The sequence below is a fragment of the Sphingomonas sp. BL-S-05 genome, assembly GCF_055521695.1.
In genome coordinates this window covers 1,513,943-1,534,081 of sequence record NZ_CM145499.1, presented here as the reverse complement: position 1 = coordinate 1,534,081, position 20,139 = coordinate 1,513,943, and the positions used below count along the sequence as shown (strand labels likewise).

Annotated in this window: 19 protein-coding genes; 15 read left to right on the top strand and 4 right to left on the bottom strand. The window is 65.5% G+C overall.

What is annotated here, in order from left to right; all coding sequences use genetic code 11:
• The first annotated feature begins 12 nt into the window (after positions 1 to 12).
• Positions 13 to 1,062 (top strand): Glu/Leu/Phe/Val family dehydrogenase, encoded by a 1,050-nt coding sequence (locus ACZ1JS_RS06980; protein WP_465168311.1) that lies wholly within the window; start codon positions 13 to 15, stop codon positions 1,060 to 1,062.
• Positions 1,063 to 1,066: 4 nt separating this feature from the next.
• Here ACZ1JS_RS06980 and ACZ1JS_RS06975 read toward each other — a convergent pair whose 3' ends face one another.
• Both ACZ1JS_RS06975 and ACZ1JS_RS06970 read right to left on the bottom strand, forming a co-directional pair.
• On the bottom strand, positions 1,067 to 2,842 hold the full coding sequence (locus tag ACZ1JS_RS06975; protein WP_465168310.1) for a cation:proton antiporter domain-containing protein: 1,776 nt from the start codon (positions 2,840 to 2,842) through the stop codon (positions 1,067 to 1,069).
• A 106-nt stretch (positions 2,843 to 2,948) separates the two neighbouring features.
• On the bottom strand, positions 2,949 to 4,169 hold the full coding sequence (locus ACZ1JS_RS06970; protein ID WP_345875610.1) for an NADP-dependent isocitrate dehydrogenase: 1,221 nt from the start codon (positions 4,167 to 4,169) through the stop codon (positions 2,949 to 2,951).
• 121 nt (positions 4,170 to 4,290) lie between these two features.
• Here ACZ1JS_RS06970 and ACZ1JS_RS06965 point away from each other — a divergent pair, with 121 nt between their 5' ends.
• Positions 4,291 to 5,022 carry a phosphatidylserine decarboxylase gene (locus ACZ1JS_RS06965; protein WP_465168309.1) on the top strand — a complete coding sequence of 244 codons (732 nt, stop codon included), beginning with the start codon at positions 4,291 to 4,293 and terminating at the stop codon, positions 5,020 to 5,022.
• A 1-nt stretch (position 5,023) separates the two neighbouring features.
• On the top strand, positions 5,024 to 5,791 hold the full coding sequence (locus ACZ1JS_RS06960) for a CDP-alcohol phosphatidyltransferase family protein (RefSeq protein WP_465168308.1): 768 nt from the start codon (positions 5,024 to 5,026) through the stop codon (positions 5,789 to 5,791).
• Here the strand turns inward: ACZ1JS_RS06960 and ACZ1JS_RS06955 are convergent.
• A complete protein-coding gene (locus tag ACZ1JS_RS06955) occupies positions 5,754 to 5,978 on the bottom strand; it encodes a hypothetical protein (RefSeq protein ID WP_465168307.1) in 225 nt (74 codons plus the stop codon). The two genes, ACZ1JS_RS06960 and ACZ1JS_RS06955, sit on opposite strands and share 38 nt — an antisense overlap.
• Before the next feature lie 256 nt (positions 5,979 to 6,234).
• On the opposite strand from ACZ1JS_RS06955, the gene rpsB reads away from it, so the two are divergent.
• From rpsB to rpmE, 12 genes are all read left to right on the top strand, one after another.
• Entirely contained in the window at positions 6,235 to 7,020 is a 786-nt protein-coding gene (rpsB, locus tag ACZ1JS_RS06950) for a 30S ribosomal protein S2 (RefSeq protein WP_345875614.1), read from the top strand.
• Positions 7,021 to 7,110: 90 nt separating this feature from the next.
• Entirely contained in the window at positions 7,111 to 8,040 is a 930-nt protein-coding gene (gene tsf / locus ACZ1JS_RS06945; protein ID WP_465168306.1) for a translation elongation factor Ts, read from the top strand.
• A gap of 145 nt (positions 8,041 to 8,185) precedes the next feature.
• Positions 8,186 to 8,908 carry a UMP kinase gene (gene pyrH / locus ACZ1JS_RS06940; protein ID WP_345875616.1) on the top strand — a complete coding sequence of 241 codons (723 nt, stop codon included), beginning with the start codon at positions 8,186 to 8,188 and terminating at the stop codon, positions 8,906 to 8,908.
• Between the two features lie 18 nt (positions 8,909 to 8,926).
• Positions 8,927 to 9,484 carry a ribosome recycling factor gene (frr, locus tag ACZ1JS_RS06935; RefSeq protein ID WP_465168305.1) on the top strand — a complete coding sequence of 186 codons (558 nt, stop codon included), beginning with the start codon at positions 8,927 to 8,929 and terminating at the stop codon, positions 9,482 to 9,484.
• A gap of 95 nt (positions 9,485 to 9,579) precedes the next feature.
• Positions 9,580 to 10,245: a polyprenyl diphosphate synthase gene (gene uppS, locus ACZ1JS_RS06930; RefSeq protein ID WP_465168646.1), complete on the top strand. Its 666-nt coding sequence runs from the start codon at positions 9,580 to 9,582 to the stop codon at positions 10,243 to 10,245.
• Entirely contained in the window at positions 10,242 to 11,045 is an 804-nt protein-coding gene (locus ACZ1JS_RS06925; RefSeq protein ID WP_465168304.1) for a phosphatidate cytidylyltransferase, read from the top strand. Before uppS ends, ACZ1JS_RS06925 begins: the two co-directional genes overlap by 4 nt.
• Positions 11,042 to 12,199: a 1-deoxy-D-xylulose-5-phosphate reductoisomerase gene (locus ACZ1JS_RS06920; RefSeq protein WP_465168303.1), complete on the top strand. Its 1,158-nt coding sequence runs from the start codon at positions 11,042 to 11,044 to the stop codon at positions 12,197 to 12,199. Before ACZ1JS_RS06925 ends, ACZ1JS_RS06920 begins: the two co-directional genes overlap by 4 nt.
• Positions 12,196 to 13,329 carry a M50 family metallopeptidase gene (locus ACZ1JS_RS06915; protein WP_465168302.1) on the top strand — a complete coding sequence of 378 codons (1,134 nt, stop codon included), beginning with the start codon at positions 12,196 to 12,198 and terminating at the stop codon, positions 13,327 to 13,329. The genes ACZ1JS_RS06920 and ACZ1JS_RS06915 overlap by 4 nt, the downstream gene beginning before the upstream one ends.
• 61 nt (positions 13,330 to 13,390) lie before the next feature.
• Entirely contained in the window at positions 13,391 to 16,156 is a 2,766-nt protein-coding gene (gene bamA, locus ACZ1JS_RS06910; protein ID WP_465168301.1) for an outer membrane protein assembly factor BamA, read from the top strand.
• Positions 16,156 to 16,773, top strand: a complete 618-nt coding sequence (locus ACZ1JS_RS06905) for an OmpH/Skp family outer membrane protein (RefSeq protein ID WP_242117754.1) — start codon at positions 16,156 to 16,158, stop codon at positions 16,771 to 16,773. The genes bamA and ACZ1JS_RS06905 overlap by 1 nt, the downstream gene beginning before the upstream one ends.
• A 50-nt stretch (positions 16,774 to 16,823) precedes the next feature.
• Complete coding sequence (fabZ, locus tag ACZ1JS_RS06900; protein ID WP_056452714.1) at positions 16,824 to 17,246, top strand: 3-hydroxyacyl-ACP dehydratase FabZ; 423 nt, start codon at positions 16,824 to 16,826, stop codon at positions 17,244 to 17,246.
• Positions 17,247 to 17,341: 95 nt separating this feature from the next.
• Positions 17,342 to 17,572, top strand: a complete 231-nt coding sequence (rpmE, locus tag ACZ1JS_RS06895) for a 50S ribosomal protein L31 (protein ID WP_066689861.1) — start codon at positions 17,342 to 17,344, stop codon at positions 17,570 to 17,572.
• Between the two features lie 150 nt (positions 17,573 to 17,722).
• On the opposite strand, the gene ACZ1JS_RS06890 is transcribed toward rpmE, so the two are convergent.
• Positions 17,723 to 20,014, bottom strand: a complete 2,292-nt coding sequence (locus ACZ1JS_RS06890; protein WP_465168300.1) for a beta-glucosidase — start codon at positions 20,012 to 20,014, stop codon at positions 17,723 to 17,725.
• Between the last annotated feature and the right edge of the window lie 125 nt (positions 20,015 to 20,139).

The window sequence follows — 20,139 nt, the reverse complement described above, 5'->3', positions numbered from 1 at the left end:
GGAGCCGCCGCCGTGCAGACCGATTGGGGCTATCCCGACTTCGACGATCACGAAGGCATCCATCTCTTTTCCGATCATAAGACCGGCCTGCGCTGCGTCATCGCGGTTCATTCGACCGCGCTCGGACCGGCGGCGGGCGGGGTCCGCTTCTGGCGCTATGCCAGCAGCAACGCGGCGGTCACGGACGCGCTGCGCCTGTCGCGCGGCATGAGCTTCAAGAACGCGATGGCCGGCCTGCCGATGGGTGGCGGCAAGGGCGTGGTGCTGGCGCCCGAGGGCGGCGCCAAGACCCCCGAACTGCTCGGAGCCTTCGGGCGCGCGGTCGAATCGCTCGGCGGCCGTTATGTGACGGCCGAGGATGTCGGCATGTCCGAAGCCGACATGATCACTATCTCCGGCGCGACCAAATATGTGTCGGGCCTGCCGGTCGCGGCCGGCAATGCCGGCGGCGATCCGGGGCCGTTCACCGCGATGGGCGTTTATCTGGGCGTCCGCGCGGCGGCCAAGCGGGCGCTCGGCAGCGACGACATGCGCGGCGTTCGCGTCGCGGTGCAGGGCGTCGGTTCGGTCGGCGGCGGGCTGGCGCGGCTGTTGGCGAAGGACGGCGCGGTACTGACGCTCGCCGACGTCAACGAAGCGCGGGCCGAAGCGCTCGCCAGCGAACTGGGTGCGACCACCGCCGATCCGGCGTCGGTGCTGACGCTGGAGGCCGATATCGTCAGCCCCAACGCGCTCGGCGCGGTACTCGACGAAGCGACGATCGCAGCGCTCAAGTGCAAGGCGGTGGCTGGCGGTGCGAACAACCAGCTGGCGACGGCGGGGGACGGCAAGCGCCTGCAGGAGTGCGGCATCCTCTATGCGCCCGATTACGTCATCAACGCCGGCGGCATCATCAACGTCGCGCTGGAATATCTGGGGCAGGGCGACCGTGCCGAGGTCGAGAGCCGCATCGCCCGCATCCCCGACCGGCTGGTCGAGGTGTGGGACGAAAGCGACGCCAGCGGCCGTCCGCACTCCGAAGTCGCCGACGCCATCGCCCGCCGCCTGATCGGCCGCGGCTGAACCGTCACGCCGGGTCGTCGACCCGGCGCAACCGGCGGATGCGCGGTTCGCGTTCGATGCTGGCCTGTTCGCGGATCGACTGACGCAGTTCGTCGCGCTTTTCGTGGATCGAGGCGATCACAGGCCCCATCGCGACGCCGAGATCGACCAGCACCGCTTCGGACAGTTGCAGCGAGCTTTCGAGCGTTTCCGGCACCGCATCGCTGACCCCTGCCGCATAAAGCTCCGCGGCATGGGCCGCATCGCGGGCGCGGGCGAGGATCGTCAGGTTCGGCACCCATCCGCGCACCCGCCGCGTCAGACGCACCGTCAGTACCGGATCGTCCATCGTCAGGACCAGCGCGGTCGCCCGCCCAAGATCGAGCCGGTCGACCAGTTCGGATCGCGCGACGTCGCCGAACAGGATCGGATGCCCCTCCGCCCGCGCCGCTGCGACGTTATCGATGTCCGAATCGACCGCGATGTAGCGCTTCCCATGCGTTTTCAGCATCTCGGCGACCAGTCGCCCGACCCGGCCGAAGCCGATGATGACCACGCCCGATCCGGTAGGATCTACCGGCGGAGCCTCCTCGGTCCCGGTCCGCCGCTCTATCCGCCGCGATGCGCGCTTGCCGAGCATCGCCAGCAGCGGCGTGATCGTCAGGCCGATGGCGGTCACCGTCTGCCAGAAGGCGGCGGTCGATGCCTGGATCAACTGCGCCTGCGTCGCTGCGCCGAGCACGATCAACGTGGTCTCGGACGGACTGGCCATCAGCAGGCCGGTTTCGGTCGCGGTGCCGGGACGCACCCCGTTGACCCAGAGCAGCGCGCTGGTCACCACCGCCTTCAGCACGACGACACCGGCGATCGCGCCGAGCAGTTCCGGCCAATTCTCGATGATCGTCGCGATATCGAGGCTCATGCCGATGGTGATGAGGAACACGCCGAGCGCCAGCCCCTTGAACGGCGCGGTGATGACCTCGACCTCGCTATGATATTCGGTTTCGGCGATCAGCAGGCCGGCAAGCAGCGCGCCGACGATCGGCGACAGGCCGGCGGCGGTGGTGACGAGGCTGGCGACGATCACGACCAGCAGGCTGGCCGACAGGAACAGTTCGGGGCTTTTCGTCCGTGCGGCCTGCGCGAACAGCTTCGGCAGGATGAACCGCCCGGCCAGATAGAGCGCGGCGACGCTGACCCCGCCCCATAGCGCGGTGTTGGCAAGGCCTGCCCAGCCGTCGTCGCTGGCGGTCGGTGCCAGCGCGCCCAGCGCGAAGATGATCGGGACCAGCGCGAGATCCTCGAACAACAGCATGGCAAAGGCGGTGCGCCCGACCGGTCCGGTCGTGCCCGCCATCGGCAGCACCAGCGCGGTCGACGACAGCGCCAGCGCAAGGCCGAGGCCGATCGCGCCCGCACTCGCCTGTCCCATGACCATCAGCGCCAAACCGATGAGCAGCCCCGAGCCGAGCAGCTCCGCCGCGCCCAGCCCGAACACCTGCCGGCGCATCGCCCAGAGCCGTTTGAACGACAGTTCGAGGCCGATCGAGAATAGCAGCAGGATGATGCCGAATTCGGCAAAGGGTTCGATCGAATGGCGATCGGTGATGGTGATGTGAAACAGCCACGGCACCCGGTCGACCAGCGCGCCGAGGCCGTAAGGGCCGACCAGCACGCCGACGAGGATGAACCCGATCACCGGGTTGACGCGGAAACGGGCAAAGGCGGGAATGACGAGGCCCGCGGCCCCCAAAATGACCAGCGAATCACTGAACGGCGTGGAATCTATCGGCAACGGCATAGGGCCATTGTTGCGGATGCGGCACGGTCGCGGCAACCGCTAACGCACGAACGGCGCCCATCCGTTGGGATGGACGCCGTTCGACTGGCTGCGAGGGCGGGGCGTTTCAGCCCTGCGAGCCCATCGCCGCTTCGAGGTTGACGCGAACCTGTTCGAAAAACTGTTCGGTGGTCATCCACGGCTGGTTCGGGCCGATCAGGATCGCCAGATCCTTGGTCATGTGGCCCGCTTCGACGGTCTCGATGCAGACGCGCTCCAGCGTCTCGGCGAACTTGGTGACTTCCGGCGTATCGTCGAACTTGCCGCGATACTTCAGGCCGCCGGTCCATGCGAAGATCGACGCGATCGGATTGGTCGAGGTCGCCTTGCCCTGCTGATGCTGGCGATAGTGGCGGGTGACGGTGCCGTGCGCCGCTTCCGCCTCGATCGTCTTGCCGTCCGGCGACATCAGCACCGAGGTCATCAGGCCCAGCGAGCCGAAGCCCTGCGCGACCTGATCCGACTGCACGTCGCCGTCATAGTTCTTGCAGGCCCAGACGAATTCACCATGCCACTTCAGCGCCGATGCGACCATGTCGTCGATCAGGCGGTGCTGATATTCGATGCCCGCCGCCTGGAACTGGTCCTTGAATTCCGTCGCGAACACTTCCTCGAAGATATCCTTGAAGCGGCCGTCATAGGCCTTCAGGATCGTGTTCTTGGTCGACAGATACACCGGCCAACCGCGGCCGAGACCATAGTTCATCGACGCGCGGGCGAAATCGCGGATCGATTCGTCGAGATTGTACATGCCCATGGCTACGCCGGCGGCGGGGAAGTCGAACACTTCCTCCTCAATCACCTGGCCGTCGGTGCCTTCCCACTTCATGGTCAGCTTGCCGGCACCGGGAACCTTGAAATCGGTCGCCTTATACTGGTCACCGAACGCATGACGGCCGACGACGATCGGCTTGGTCCAGCCCGGGATCAGGCGCGGCACGTTCGAGATGACGATCGGTTCGCGGAAGACCACGCCGCCCAGGATGTTGCGGATCGTGCCGTTGGGCGAACGCCACATCTTCTTCAGGCCGAATTCCTCGACGCGCTGCTCGTCGGGGGTGATCGTCGCGCACTTCACGCCGACGCCGTACTTCTGGATCGCCTTGGCGCTGTCGACGGTGATCTTGTCGTCGGTTTCGTCGCGCTTCTCGATGCCGAGGTCGTAATAATCGAGGTCGATTTCGAGATAGGGCTGGATCAGCCGTTCGCGAATCCATGCCCAGATGATGCGGGTCATTTCGTCGCCGTCGATCTCCACGACCGGGGTTTTGACCTTGATCTTCGCCATGCGCCTGCTCTCGATTTCTGTTGCGATTGGCGCGGCCTTACGGGGTCGGTCGGCAAGGATCAACCGCGTCGCGGGTGCGCGGCGGTTGTCAGCACGGCTTGCCTTGGGTACACCACGCTTCATGGCATCGCTCGAAAAGCCCGCGGTCGGCACCACGACCGTCAAGTGGCGCTGGCCCTCGGTACATCCCGAAGGGCGCAAATACGTCCTCATCGCCGCTGCCGTCACCGCCTTCTTCGCCTTCATGGCGTGGGAGACACTGGCATGGCCGATGGGGCTGGTGACGTTGTGGGTCGCCTCGTTCTTTCGCGATCCGGTGCGGACCACGCCGCAGGGCGACGGGCTGATCGTCGCGCCTGCCGACGGGTTGGTGACGATGATCCAGCGCGTCGACCTGCCGCCCGAACTGCGCGGGCCGAACGGGCTTGGCGATCAACCGCTGGTGCGCGTGTCGATCTTCATGTCGGTGTTCGACGTCCATATCAACCGCACCCCGATTGCGGGGACGATCCGACAGGTGGTCTATATCTCGGGCAAGTTCCTGAACGCCGATCTCGACAAGGCGAGCGACGAGAATGAGCGGCAGCATGTCGTGGTCGAAAGCCTCGACGGGCAGCGCGTCGGCTTCACGCAGATTGCGGGGTTGGTTGCGCGTCGAATCGTCGGCTTCGTGAAGCCGGGCGATATCGTTGCCGCGGGACAACGGGTCGGATTGATCCGGTTCGGCAGCCGGGTCGATGTGTTCCTGCCGGATGGCATCGAGCCGCAGGTCGTGCTGGGCCAGCGCAGCGTCGCCGGGGAAACCGTGCTCGGTCGGCCGGGTCTGCCCGCGCCTACCGGGATCGCGCAGTAAGATGCGGCGTCCCTTGCCCGTCCGCGGCATCCCGCTGCGCGCTCTCGCGCCCAACGCTGTCACCGCGCTGGCGCTATGTTCCGGACTGACCGGCATTCGCTTTGCGATCGGCGGCGAATGGGAACGTGCCGTTCTCATGGTGTTGCTCGCCGGGGTGCTCGACGGCATCGACGGTCGCGTTGCACGGATGCTGCGCGGAGAGAGCCGGTTCGGTGCGGAACTGGACTCCTTGTCGGACGCGATTTCGTTCGGCGTTTCGCCGGCTCTCATCATGTATCTGTGGGCGTTACTCAACGAACCGCGGGTCGGCTGGATCGTGTCGCTGATCTATGCGGTGTTCACCGCGTTGCGGCTCGCACGTTTCAATGCGCGGATCGACGTCGTCGACCAACCGCACAAATCCGCCGGGTTCCTTACCGGCATTCCCGCCCCGGCCGGTGCGGGGCTAGCTATGCTGCCGCTCTATGCCTGGATCTGGAGCGGCGAGGAAATCTTCCGCTCGCCCTGGATCGTCGCGCCATGGGTCGCGTTCGTCGCGTTCCTGATGGTATCCAGCCTCGCGACGTTCAGTTGGTCGTCGCTCAAGCTCCGCCGTAACATCCGGTTCGAGGCGATCGTTGCGCTGGTCGTCGTCGCGGCGGCGCTGGTTTCGGCGCCGTGGCAGACGCTGACGGTGGTGTGCGTCGCCTATCTGGCGACGCTACCCTTCAGCATCCGCAGCTACGGTCGGATCAAGCGGCAACGCGAAGCGGCTGCGGCGCGGCCGTAACTGCACGCTGCCGGATCACGCCGCGGCGCGACGTCAGGCGGACCGGCGGCAGCGGATCGATCGTCCATTCCGGCCCCTGACGCAGCAGGCGCAGGATGCGGCCGCTCGCCGGCAAAATGGTGGCGACGATCGTTCCAACGGCAATCAGGAACGCGGCGGCGAACAAAGCATAAGCGAACAGGGCCATCTCGAAACTCCCCGGGACATGCGATTTCAAAAAAAACCGCAAAAGGTGCAACATCTTCGCCGAACCACGGTTCCATGGTCCGTTTCTGAACCCTTAATGTTCTCATATCGTTCCAACGTCAAGGCTTGATCGTTGGTACGTTTTGCGCTAACGGCGCCGCTCTCAACCCCACATGGGAAGCGCACATACCGGTGCCCGAGCCTTTGGCTCGACAGGGTTCCTGCTTCCCAGAGGATCAACCGGAAGGACTTATCCTATGGCGGCACCTGTCGTCACCATGCAGGCCCTGCTCGAATCGGGCGCGCACTTCGGCCACCAGACCCATCGCTGGAACCCGAAGATGAAGCCGTACATCTTTGGCGATCGTAACGGCGTCCACATCCTCGACCTGTCGCAGACCGTGCCGCTGTTCGCACGCGCGCTGGAATTCGTGTCGTCGACCGTCGCGTCGGGCGGCAAGGTCCTGTTCGTCGGCACCAAGCGTCAGGCGCAGGAGCCGATCGCCGAGGCAGCCCGCAAGTCGGGCCAGCATTTCGTCAACCATCGCTGGCTGGGCGGCATGCTCACCAACTGGAAGACGATCAGCAACTCGATCAAGCGTCTGAAGGCGCTCGAAGAGCAGCTGTCGGGCGACACGCACGGCCTGACCAAGAAGGAAGTGCTGAACCTGACCCGCGAGAAGGACAAGCTGGAGCTGTCGCTCGGCGGTATCCGCGATCTGGGCGGCATTCCCGACATCATGTTCGTGATCGACGCGAACAAGGAAGAGCTGGCGATCAAGGAAGCCAACACGCTGGGTATCCCGGTCGTCGCGATCCTCGATTCGAACGTCTCGCCCGACGGCATCGCCTTCCCGGTTCCCGCGAACGACGACGCCAGCCGTGCGATCCGTCTGTACTGCGAAGCGATCGCGATCGCCGCGACCCGTGGTGGTCAGCAGGCCGCTGCCTATTCGGGCCGCGACCTCGGCGCGATGGACGAACCGCCGGCCGAAGAGGCGCTGAGCGTCGAGCCGCAGCCGGAAGCGTCGGTCGAAGCGTAAGCTGTCACGGAACTGACGTGCGGGCGGGGCAGGGCGAAACACGCGCTGCCTCGCCCGCAAGCATATCGAACACCAAACAGGAGCCTGATCATGGCAGAAGTTACCGCCGCCGCCGTCAAGGAACTGCGTGAGCGCTCGGGCGCCGGCATGATGGACTGCAAGAAGGCGCTGTCCGAGAATAACGGCGACATGGAAGCCGCCGTCGACTGGCTGCGGACCAAGGGCCTCGCCGCCGTCGCCAAGAAGTCGAGCCGCACCGCGGCCGAAGGTCTGGTCGGCGTTGCCGTCGCCGGGACCAAGGGCGTCGCGATCGAAGTCAACAGCCAGACCGACTTCGTCGCCAAGAACGACCAGTTCCAGAGCTTCGTGCGCGACGTCGTCGCCATCGCACTGGAATCGGGCGATGACATCGAAGCGCTGAAGGGGCAGGCGATGCCGAACGGCGGCACCGTCGAGGACGCGCTGGTCGCCAACATCTCGACCATCGGCGAGAACCAGGTGCTGCGCCGCGCGAAGCGGATCGAAGTCGCCAAGGGCGCCGTGATCCCCTACGTCCACAACGCCGCTGCGCCGGGCCTCGGCAAGATCGGCGTGCTGGTCGCGCTGGAATCGGACGCCGGTGTCGACGTGCTCGAGCCGCTGGGCAAGCAGATCGCGATGCACATCGCCGCTGCCTTCCCGCTGGCGCTGGACGAGAGCGGTCTCGACCAGGACATCCTCGAGCGTGAACGCCAGATCGCGACCGAAAAGGCCGCCGATTCGGGCAAGCCGGCCGACATCATCGCCAAGATGGTCGAAGGTTCGGTGAAGAAGTTCGCCAAGGAAAATGCGCTGCTCAGCCAGCCGATCGTGATGGACGGCAAGACCCCGGTCGCCGACGTCGTCGCCAAGGCGGCGAAGGATGCCGGTACCTCGATCGTGCTGAAGGACTATGTCCGCTTCCAGCTCGGCGAAGGCATCGAGAAGGAAGAGAGCGACTTCGCCGCCGAAGTCGCCGCCACGGCGGGTCTCGCGCGCTAAAACGCGCAACCTTTGCCAACTTCGCGGGCCGCGCGGGCACTCTGCCCACGCGGCCCGTTTTGGTATGGGCATAACGTCGCTTGGCTTTGCGGGCGGGCGCGTCTAGGGTCCGCCGCGCTCCCGATAGACCATTTTCGCAGGTGTCATGACCCGTCCTCGCTTCAACCGTGTCCTCCTGAAACTCTCGGGCGAGGTCCTGATGGGATCGGGACAGTTCGGCATCGATCCGGCGATGTGCGAACGCGTCGCGCGCGAGATCAAGGCCGCGCGGGAAGTGGGGCATGAGGTTTGCATCGTCGTCGGCGGCGGCAATATCTTCCGCGGCGTGGCGGGCGCCGCCAAGGGCTTCGAACGCGCCAGCGCCGATTACATGGGCATGCTGGCCACCGTCATGAACGCGCTGGCGATGCAGAACGCGCTCGAACAGATGGGCGTCGAGACCCGCGTGCAGTCGGCGATCCCGATGGCATCGGTGTGCGAACCCTATATCCGCCGCCGCGCGGTGCGACACATGGAAAAGGGCCGCGTCGTGATCTTCGCCGCCGGCACCGGCAGCCCGTTCTTCACCACCGACACCACCGCTGCGCTGCGCGCCGCCGAAATGGGCTGCGAGGCGCTGTTCAAGGGCACCAGCGTCGACGGCGTCTACGATGCCGATCCCAAGAAGGTGCCGACCGCCAAGCGCTACGACACGCTCGGCTTCGGCCGCGTGCTGGCCGACGACCTGAAGGTCATGGACGCATCGGCGGTGGCGCTGTGCCGCGACAACAATATCCCGATCGTCGTCTTCAACATTCGTGACGAAGGCAATCTCGCCGCCGTACTGGCGGGCGAGGGTGTGTCGACGATCGTCCAGAACAACGCTTGAATTAGAAGGAAGTCGGTTATGGCCGCATATAACAAGGCCGATCTCGAACGCCGCATGGCCGGCGCGGTCGAATCGCTTAAGGGCGATCTGGGCGGCCTGCGCACCGGACGCGCGGCGGTGTCGCTGCTCGATCCGGTGATGGTCGAAGTCTATGGCGCGCACATGCCGCTCAACCAGGTCGCGACCGTTTCGGCTCCCGAACCGCGCATGTTGTCGGTACAGGTGTGGGACAAGTCGAATGTCGGCCCGACCGACAAGGCGATCCGTTCGGCGGGCCTCGGCCTCAATCCGATCGTCGATGGTCAGACGCTGCGCCTGCCGATCCCCGACCTGACCGAGGAACGCCGCAAGGAACTGGCGAAGCTCGCCGGCAAATATGCGGAATCGGCACGTATCGCGGTACGCAACGTCCGGCGCGACGGCATGGAAAGCCTGAAGACCGACGAGAAGAAGGGCGTCTATTCGGAAGACGAGCGTAAGCGCCACGAAACCGAGGTGCAGAAGCTGACCGACGCGACCATTGCCGAACTCGATGCTGCAGCCAACGCCAAGGAAAAGGAAATCCTCGGCAAGTGACGTCGTTCGCCGCTCGCGCTTCGGTTCCGGCGGACGATCGCGCGGCGCCGGGGCTGCCCCATTCCGCGCCGATTCCCCGCCATGTCGCGATCATCATGGACGGCAATGGTCGTTGGGCGAAGGCCCGGCGCCTGCCGCGGATCGCCGGCCATCGGCAGGGCGTGGAAGCGGTGCGGCGCATCGCGCGGGCGGCACGCGAACAGGGTGTAGAGGCGCTGACCCTCTACGCCTTTTCGTCGGAGAATTGGCGGCGTCCCGAACAGGAAATCGGTGACCTGATGGGGTTGCTGCGGCATTTCCTGAAAAGCGAGATCGACGAACTGCATCGCGAAGGCGTGCGGCTCAGAATCCTCGGCAATTACCAAGCGTTGCAGCCCGATCTGGTCAAGCTGATCGAGAATGCGGTCGCGCGTACCGCAACCAATAGCGGTCCGATCCTTGCCATCGCACTCAACTATGGCGCGCAGGCCGAACTGGTCGCGGCGGCGCGTCGTCTGGCGGAGCGGGTCGCGGCGGGGATGCCGGTATCGGCGATCGACGAAGCGGCGATCGACCGCGAACTCGATACGCACGACCTGCCGCCGCTCGATCTGATGATCCGGACGTCGGGCGAACAACGACTGTCCAACTTCCTGCTGTGGCAGGCGGCTTATGCCGAATTGCTGTTCGTCGACACGCTCTGGCCGGATTTCGATGGCGCGGCGCTGGCGGAGGCGATCGCCGCCTATGGCCGGCGGCAGCGCCGGTTCGGGGGCTTGTGACGCCCGAACCCGTCAACGATCCCGTAGCACGCCGCAAGTCCGACCTCGCCACCCGCACGTTCGCCAGCGTCGGTATGATCGCCGTCGCGGCGACGGCATTGTGGCTCGGCGGGTTCGCCTTCTGGCTGCTGGTCGCGCTCGGGACCTTGTTCATGATGGCCGAATGGGCCGATCTCCACGAAGTATCGCGCGAGCATAAGCGTCTGGCGCAGCTGGCGTTGACCGTGCCGCTGGCGATCCTGTCGCCGCTGGCGGCGGGCGCCGGGTTCTTAGCGTTCGGGCTGATCATCGGGGCGGCGTTCTTCATCGTGATCACCACCGGCCTGCCCAAGCTTGCCCGAGGAATCGTCTATTGCGGTTTTCCGGCGCTGGCGGTCGTGTTCCTGCGCGATCGGCCGGACGGATTGCTGCTCGCCTTCTGGGCGATGGCGCTGGTCTGGGCATGCGACATCGGCGCCTATTTCGCCGGACGGACGATCGGCGGGCCGAAGCTCGCGCCGACGATCAGCCCGAACAAGACCTGGGCGGGTCTGATCGGCGGAGTCATAGCTGCGTCGGTGTTGGGCGGCGTGCTGCAATATGCCGGCCTGCCGTTGCACCTCGTGCTGGCGACACCGTTGCTGGCGGTGCTCGCGCAGGCCGGCGACCTTTATGAAAGCCAGTTGAAGCGTGCCGCCGGGGTCAAGGATTCGGGCAACGTGCTGCCCGGTCATGGCGGGGTGTTGGACCGGCTCGACGGGCTGGTGCCGGTCGCGCCGGCAGCGGCGCTGATGCTGTTGGCAGGACTGTATCTGGCATGAAGCACGTAAGCATATTGGGTGCGACCGGATCGGTCGGCACGTCGACGCTCGACCTGATCGAGCGCACGCCGGACGAGTTCGCAGTCGAGGCGCTGACCGCGCATCGCGACGTCGGCAAGCTTGCGGCAGCAGCGCGGCGGGTCGGCGCGAAGCTGGCAGTGGTCGGCGACGAAGCCTGCCTGCCCGCACTGCGCGACGCACTTGGCGGCAGCGGGATCGAGGCGGCGGGCGGCGAACAGGCGGTGATCGATGCTGCGGCACGTGCCGTCGACTGGACCATGGCGGCGATCGTCGGCACTGCAGGGCTGAAGCCGGTGATGGCGGCGCTCGCACGCGGTGGTGCGGTCGCGCTCGCCAACAAGGAAGCGCTGGTGTCGGCTGGCGAGGTGATGATGGCGTCGGCAACCCGCGCCGGTACCACGCTGCTGCCGGTCGACAGCGAACACAACGCCGTCTTCCAATGTCTGGACGACTGCCCGCCCGAGCGCATCCGCCGCATTATCCTGACCGCGAGCGGTGGCCCGTTCCGCGAACGCTCGCTGGCGGAGATGCAGGGCATCACCCCCGAACAGGCGGTGGCGCATCCCAACTGGTCGATGGGCGCAAAGATTTCGGTCGATTCGGCGACGATGATGAACAAGGGGCTCGAACTGATCGAGGCCTATCACCTGTTTCCGGTTACGCCGGAGCAGCTGGACGTGCTGGTCCACCGTCAGTCGGTCATCCATTCGATGGTCGAATATGTCGACGGGTCGACACTCGCCCAACTCGGATCGCCTGACATGCGCGTGCCGATCGCGCACGCGCTGGCATGGCCCGACCGAATGGCGACGCCGTGCGAACGTCTTGATCTGGCGCGCATCGGGCGGCTCGATTTCGAAGCGCCCGACATGGAACGCTTTCCGGCGCTGGCGCTGGCCCGTGCCGCATTGTCGGCCGGTGGCGGGCGTCCGGCGATTCTGAACGCCGCCAACGAGGTCGCGGTCGCCGCGTTTCTCGACCGGCGGATCGGTTTCCTCGAAATTGCCGCAATCGTCGGTGATGTCTTGCAGCGCTTCGACCCGCCAGGGCCGCAGACGCTCGACGCCGTGCTGGCGATCGATGCAGAAGCGCGTGCATTGGCGCGGGAGCGTGTGAAGGATTGCGCGGCTTGATCGAATCCCCGGGGTTGCTGATTACCGTCGTCGCGTTCCTGCTCGTGCTGGGGCCGCTCGTGTTCCTGCACGAACTAGGTCACTATGCGGCGGGGCGCTGGTTCGGCGTGAAGGTCGACGCGTTCGCCGTCGGCTTCGGCAAGGAAATCGCCGGCTTTACCGACCGGCAGGGCACGCGCTGGAAGTTCGGATGGCTGCCGCTGGGCGGCTATGTCCGCTTTGCCGGCGATATGAACCCTGCGTCGCAGCCCGATGCCGAATGGCTGCAACTGCCTGCTGCCGAGCGCGCACGGACGTTTCAGGCCAAGCCGGTTTGGCAACGCGCGATCATCGTCGCGGCGGGGCCGGCGGTGAACCTGTTGCTGGCGGTCGCGATCCTCGGTGGCTTCGCCGCTGCCTATGGCGTCGACCGCACCCCCGCGACGATCGGGCGGGTGGTCGAAGGCAGCGCCGCCGAGCGCGCGGGCTTGCAGGCGGGCGACCGTATCACCGCAATGGGTGGCCGGTCGATCGACACCTTCTCGGACCTGTCCTTCTACACCGTCATGCGTCCCAACGAGCGCGTCCGCGTCGATTATCTGCGCGGCGATGCGGCGCGCGAGACCGAAGCGACGATCGGCGCCGTGCGCCAGCGCGACCGTTTCGGCAACGAGGCGCAGATCGGCCGCTTCGGCATCGAACGCGGCGACCCGGTCTTCGTGTCGGTCCCGGTCTGGCAGGCGCCGGCCGAGGGGGTGCGCATGGTCGGCAGCATCCTGCGCGGGACGGTCGACGGTCTGGTCCAGATCATTACCGGCCGGCGGTCGGTCGAGGAAATGGGCGGGCCGCTGCGCATCGCCAAGGCATCGGGCGAGCAATTCTCGCTCGGTTGGCCGGCGCTGGTGACGTTCGTGGCGTTCGTTTCGATTAATCTTGGATTCATCAACTTGTTGCCAGTTCCGATGCTGGATGGCGGCCATCTGTTGTTCTACGCGATCGAGGCAGTGAAGCGGGGGCCGGTCCGTCCGCAGACGATGGAATGGGCGTTTCGCGGTGGATTGGCCCTGTTGCTGGCATTGATGATCTTCGTCACGGTGAACGATCTGGGGGCGTTCGGCGTGTGGCAGGGGCTGGCCGGCTTGATCGGCTGACGTGGTTAGGGCAGGGCGCGAACGTCCTGTGGTAAAAGTTCCTCCGGTTGGGGTGGGTTTGGTGACGCTAAGCAAGTTTTCGATTCACGGCGTGCGCGGTGTCGCGCTGCTCGCGGGCACGATGCTCTCGGGCACGGCCTTTGCGCAGGCGCAGCGCGCGCCCGCCGCTGCCGCGCCGGCAGTGCGCCCCCCCGCCGTGCAGGCTCCGGCCGCCCCCACCGTGCCGGTCCGCACCATCCGCTCGCTGCGCGTCGAGGGATCGCAGCGTATCGAGCCCGATACGGTGCTGTCCTATACCAAGCTGCGCGTCGGCATCCCCTATACCGCCGAGACGCTCGATCAGGCGATCAAGGACCTGTACGCGTCCGATCTGCTCGCCAATGTCGAGATCGAGGGTGTCGACACCGGTGATATCGTCGTCCGGGTTCGCGAGAACCCGATCATCAACCGCGTGGTGCTGGAGGGCAACAAGCGGCTGAAGGACGACAAGATCACCAAGGAGATCAAGCTCGCCCCGCGGCAGATCTTCACCCGTACCGCCGTTCGCGCCGATGTAGCGCGCATCATCGAACTGTATCGCCGGCAGGGCCGCTTCGCCGCGAATGTCGAGCCGAAGATGGTGATGCTCGACCAGAACCGCGTCGACGTGATCTTCGAGATCAGCGAAGGGGCGAAGTCCAAGGTCCGCCAGATCAACATCCTCGGCAACGAGGTGTTCAGCGACAGCCAGTTGCGCGGCGAGATGGCGACCAAGGAGTCGCGGCCGTGGCGTATCTTCAGCTCGAACACCAGCTACGACCAGGACCGGCTGGCCTATGACCAGCAGAAGCTGCGCCAATTCTACCTGACCGAAGGCTATGCCGATTTCCGGGTGATTTCGGCGGTCGCCGAACTGACGCCGGACAAGGAAGACTTCATCATCACCTATGTGGTGGAGGAAGGTCCGCGCTATAAGTTCGATGAGGTGAAGGTCGAGAGCGCGATCCGCGACTTCGACAATGCCGCGCTGACCAAGACGCTGCCGATGAAGAAGGGCGACTGGTACAACGCCAAGCAGGTCGAGGACACGATCGACCAGCTGAGCGAATATGCCGGCCTGTTCGGCTATGCGTTCACCGACGTTCGCCCGGATTATGTGCCGAATCGCGAAAAACATACGATGTCGATCACCTTCGTCCTGAACGAAGCGAACCGCACCTATGTCGAAAAGATCAATATCACCGGCAACACCCAGACGCAGGACCGCGTCATCCGCCGCGAATTCCGCGTGGCGGAGGGCGATGCGTTCAACGCCTTCCTCATCAAGCGTTCGCAGGACCGCATCAATTCGCTCGGCTATTTCCAGGACAAGTTCGAGATCGAGCGCACCGAAGGGTCGGCCCCCGATCGCATCGTGCTCGGCGCGAATGTCGAGGAAAAGTCGACCGGCGAGCTGACGCTGTCGGCGGGCTTCTCCAGCCTCGAGCGCTTCATCATCCAGGCCTCGATCCGCCAGCGGAATTTCCGCGGCAAGGGGCAGGATCTGCAGGCATCGGTCAATTATTCGACCTATCAGAAGTCGGTCGAGCTGGGCTTCACCGAACCCTATCTGTTCGACAAGAATATCGCGCTGGGCGGCACGCTGTTCCGTCGCGACTTCAACTCGTTCAACTTTCTCGGCACCGGCCGCAACTCGCTCTATTCGCAGATTTCGACCGGTGGGCAGATCGTCGCCAGCGTGCCGCTGACCGAGTTCTGGACGCTGTCGGGCCGCTATCAGCTGAGCCAGGACAATGTCGGGCTGGACGAGGCGACCTATTTCACCAACGGCGTCTGCGATCCGCTGAAGGCCGGGCGCTATCTGTGCGATTCGATCGGCAACCGCCTGACCAGCATGGTCGGTGCGAACCTCATCTTCGACAATCTCAACAACCGCCTGCGCCCGTCGCGCGGGCAGCGGCTGGTGACCGGCCTCGATTTCGCTGGTCTGGGCGGCGACGTGCGCTTCGCCCGTATTCGCGGCGATTTCGACAAATACTGGAATGTCGGCGGCTTCATCCTGTCGGCCGGCATCGAGGGCGGATATATCCATTCGTTGCAGAAGAGCGCGGGCGAGGGGATCGATCCGGTCCGCATCGTCGACCGCTTCTACCTCGGCGAACCCCAGTTCCGCGGCTTCGACATTCGCGGCGTCGGCCCGCGTATCCAACGCCAGCAATATACCGGATCGGTCGCCAGCGGCGATCAGACGCTGGTCACCGCGCGCGAGCAGGTGCTGAACGACCCGTTGGGCGGCAAGGCCTATTATCTCGGCAAGATCGAGCTCGAACCGCCGCTGGGTTCGGGTATCGCCGAACTGGGGCTGCGGCCGTCGATCTTCGTGCAGGCGGGGGCGCTGTTCGGCGTCACCCGGCCGCGCCCGACGCTGGCGTTCGAGCAGGCGCGCAATGCCGACGGCACGTTGCAGTTCAACAAGGACGGGTCGCCGTCGCTGCTGCCGTTCAGCTCGCCGATCAAGACCTCGGACGGGTTGCAGATCTATAACAACCAGTTCACCGATGGTTCGGGCTCGCCGGCAATCCGGCAGACGACCTGCGCGGTCGGCTATTCGGCGACGATCGGCGGGACCTGTGTCGGCGGCGAGCCCAACACCGTCGCCATCAACACCACGCAGCCTTTCCTCGAACAGTTCCTCGGCGACTCCGCCAAGCCCCGTCTGTCGATCGGTATCGGCGTGAACTGGAACTCGCCGTTCGGCCCGCTGCGGATCGATCTGGCCAAGGCGTTGCTGAGCCAGCCGGGCGACGACAAGAAACTCATCACTTTCAACGTAGGAACTCAATTCTGATGCGTAGCCTTACCAAGGCGGCGATCGCCGCATTCGTTTTTGCCGCTCCGACCGCCCCGGCCTTCGCGCAGGCGCTGCCCGACGCGAAGATCGCCGTCGTCGATTCGGAGCGGATCTTCCGCGACTGCACCGCATGCAAGGCCGCGACCACCCAGCTCCAGTCGCAGCGTCAGCAGTTGCAGTCGCTGGCGACCTCGCTCGGTCAGCCGCTGCAGACCGAAGCGCAGTCGCTGCAGACCGCCGTCAATGCCGCCAAGGGCAACCCCGACGCCGCACTTCAGACGCGAATCCGTACCTTCGAACAGCGTCAGCAGCAGGCGCAGCAGCAGATCGGCCAGCAGGAACAGCAGGTTCAGCGCAACATCGCCTATGTCCGTGAACAGATCGGCACCCGCCTCGGCCCGATCATCACCCAGATCGCGCAGCAGCGTGGCGCCACCCTTGCGGTGGACAAGGGTAACAGCTTCTACAACGCGCCGGCGACCGAAATCACCGATGCGGTGCTTGCAGCCCTCAACACCCAGCTGCCGAGCGTCAGCGTGACCGCGCCGGCACAGGCCGCTCCGGCCGCCGCTGCGCCTGCCGCCGGCACGCGTCCGGCACCGGCAGGTCGCTGATCGTGGAAGGGGAGGCGACCTCGATCGGACCGCTCGACATCACGCGCGTGATGGCGGCGATCCCGCATCGCTATCCCATGTTGCTGGTCGACCGTGTCGCGGAATTGATCCCCGACCGGTCGATCACCGCGATCAAGGCGGTGACGATCAACGAAGGCTTTTTCCAGGGACATTTCCCCGGCCGTCCGATCATGCCGGGCGTGCTGATCGTCGAGGCGCTGGCGCAGGCCGCCGGCATCCTCGCGGTGGAGAGCCTCGGCCTCGCCGGATCGGGCAAGCTGGTCTATTTCATGTCGATCGACGGCGTGAAATTCCGCAAGCCGGTCGAACCGGGCGTATTGCTGACGCTGGAGGCCGAATTCGTGCAGAAGCGCGCGCGCGTCTGCAAATTCGCGGGGAAGGCGCGCATCGATGGCGAACTTGCCGCCGAGTGCGAATTCACCGCGATGATCGCCGACCCGCCCAAGGCGTAAGTCTACGCCGATCATTGCTATTTGGGGCGCGTCCGTGTACGGGCGCGCCTTCCCTTTTCCAGGCTGGTCGGAACCAGCCGTGACGGAGACGACCGATGAAGAAAGACACGCACCCCGACTATCACATGATCAAGGTCCAGATGACCGACGGCACCGTGTTCGAAACTCGCTCCACCTGGGGCAAGGAAGGCGACACGATGCAGCTCGACATCGACCCGCTGGCGCACCCGGCATGGACCGGCGGCCGTGGCCAGATGCTGGATTCAGGTGGTCAGGTCGCACGCTTCAACAAGCGTTTCGGCGGTCTCACGCTCGGCAAGAAGTAAGCGGGCGGCGCGACGACCGTCGCGCGCAGCACTTCACGAAAGGGCCGCGGTGGCGTTTGCTACCGCGGCCCTTTTTGTCGTTTGCAGGAATGACCCTGCCGCATTGGAGCAAACCAGGGACCGCGGACTTCGCGGTCCCGGGCGGCGGCGTTAGCGCCCGCGATTGTCGAGCGTTGCCGCTGCCAGTTGCACGCTCGTTCGCGCGACGATGTCGGTCGCGCTGTTGGCCAGCAGCAACTGATACGTCCCGCCCGCGATCTTCCAGCCACGCGTCTGGCTGTCGAACGTTGCCAGCAGGCGGGGATCGACCGTCATATCGACGGTCCGCGTTTCGCCGGGTGCCAGATCGACCTTGACGAAGCCGCCCAGCCGCTTGGGCGCTTCCCAGCCGGTGCCGGCGACGTACAATTGTGCCAGCCCTTTACCACGCACCTTGCCCGTATTGGTTATGGTGAAGCGCGCCCGCACGCTCTTGCCGGACGGCGCGGCGGTCAGGCCGCCGAGCGTAAAGCTGGTATAGGACAGGCCGTATCCGAACGGGAATAGCGGCTTGGCCCCGGTCTTGTCGAACCACTTATAGCCGACCGCAGCCCCTTCGATATTGTAGTTGCTCATCGGATGCGAATCGCGGTCGAGCTTCGGATCGCCCTCGATTACCGGACGCGGCAGTTGCGTCAGCGATGCCGGGAAGGTCGCAGGCAAATGACCCGATGGATTGACCTCGCCGGTCAGCACACGCGCGATCGCCTCTCCGCCCGACGTGCCCGAATACCATGCCTCCAATACCGCACCGACCCGGCCGAGCCACGGCATCAAAATCGGGCCGCCCGTTTCTAGCACGACCACCGTCTTGCGATTGGCGCGTGCGACCGCGTCGATCAGCGCGTCCTGATTGTCGGGCAGGTTGAGGTTCGGCGCATCGATCGATTCGCCGGTCCATTGTTCGCCGAACACAATTACGACATCGGCCTTGCGTGCGGCGGCCACGGCGGCCTTCACGTCCTTGCCGTCGAGATAGGTGACCTGCGCCTTGGTCCGCGCTTGCAATGCCTTCATGGGCGAGGACGGGTGGTAGAGCTTCGGCCCTGGAAAGCCGCCGGGGAATTCATCGGCGACGGCCAACCCGTTGACCGGGCCGCCATGCGGATAGACCTGGCTCGACCCGCCGCCCGACAGCACGCCGACATCGGCATGGGCACCGATCAGCAGGATCGATTTCGCGGTCGAGGCCAGCGGCAACAGCCCGGCGCTGTTCTTTAGCAGGACGATGCCTTCCTCGGCATCGGCGCGGGTGACGGCGGCGTGGGCGGCATAATCGATGGTCGTCGCGCGGTCGCCCGCGACCGGCGTGTCGAACAGCCCGTTCCTGAACATCGCCCACAGGATGCGCCGCGCCATGTCGGTCGCCCGCGCTTCCGGGACATATCCGTTGTTCACCGCCTCCCGCAGCGCGTCGGCGAAATAGGGCGAGCGATCGAACGCCCATCCCGATTGCTGGTCCAGTCCGGCATTGGCGGCCTGCGTGGTGGAATGGGTCGCGCCCCAATCCGACATGACATAGCCCTTATATCCCCAGTCCTTCTTCAAGGTGCGGTTGAGCAGCCAGTCATTCTCGCAGGCATAGAAGCCGTTGACGCGGTTGTAGGAACACATCACCGATCCGGGATCGCCCGCCTCGATCGCAAATTCGAACGCGAGCAGGTCCGACTGGCGCGCCGCTGCTTCGTCGATGCGGTGGTCGATGTTGAAGCGGTTGGTCTCCTGTCCGTTGAAGGCATAATGCTTCATCGTCGAGACGACGTTCTGCGACTGAATGCCCTTGATCTCGTGCCCGGTAATGACACCGGCGAGCAGCGGGTCTTCGCCGCCATATTCGAAATTCCGGCCGTTGCGCGGTTCGCGCATCAGGTTCATGCCGCCGGCCAGTTGCACGTTGAAGCCGGACAGAAACGCCTCGCGCCCGATCATTGCGCCGCCGGCCTGTGCGACTTCCGGGTTCCACGTCGCGGCCGTGGCGATACCCGATGGCAGCGAGGTGCGCAGGCGCGGCGTCGGCGACCGCTGGGTCGCGACGCCGATGCCGGCGTCGGTCTGCCACTGGCCCGGAATGCCCAGCCGCGGAATGCCCGGAATATAGCCCGCCGAATCGGGCAGGCCGTCCTTTGGCGGCTCGTAATTCTTGATCGGCGTGCGCTGCCAATCGGCCTTGGTCGAGAAATAGCCGAAGGTGAGCTGAAGCTTTTCGTCGAGCGTCATTTCCTTCAGCACCAGTTCGGTGCGGGCATCGGCGTCAAGCGCACGATCCATCCATGGCCGCGCCTGGGGGCCATCGGTGGGCCGGGTCGCGGCCTGCGGCGCGTTGTTGGTCGTCTGCGCCAGCGCCGGGGCGGTAGTAAGCAGCGTGGTGCCGAGCAGGGCGGCGATGCGGAGGGATGCGGACATCGACAGGGTCTTTCGCGAAGGGGACGAAGGAAAGGAGAGGGGAGCCGAGCCGAACGCGTCGGTGCGGCGTCGGGCGCAACGGGAGCGCGGGGGACCATGATGGCGTGGCGCGATCCTGCGCATGG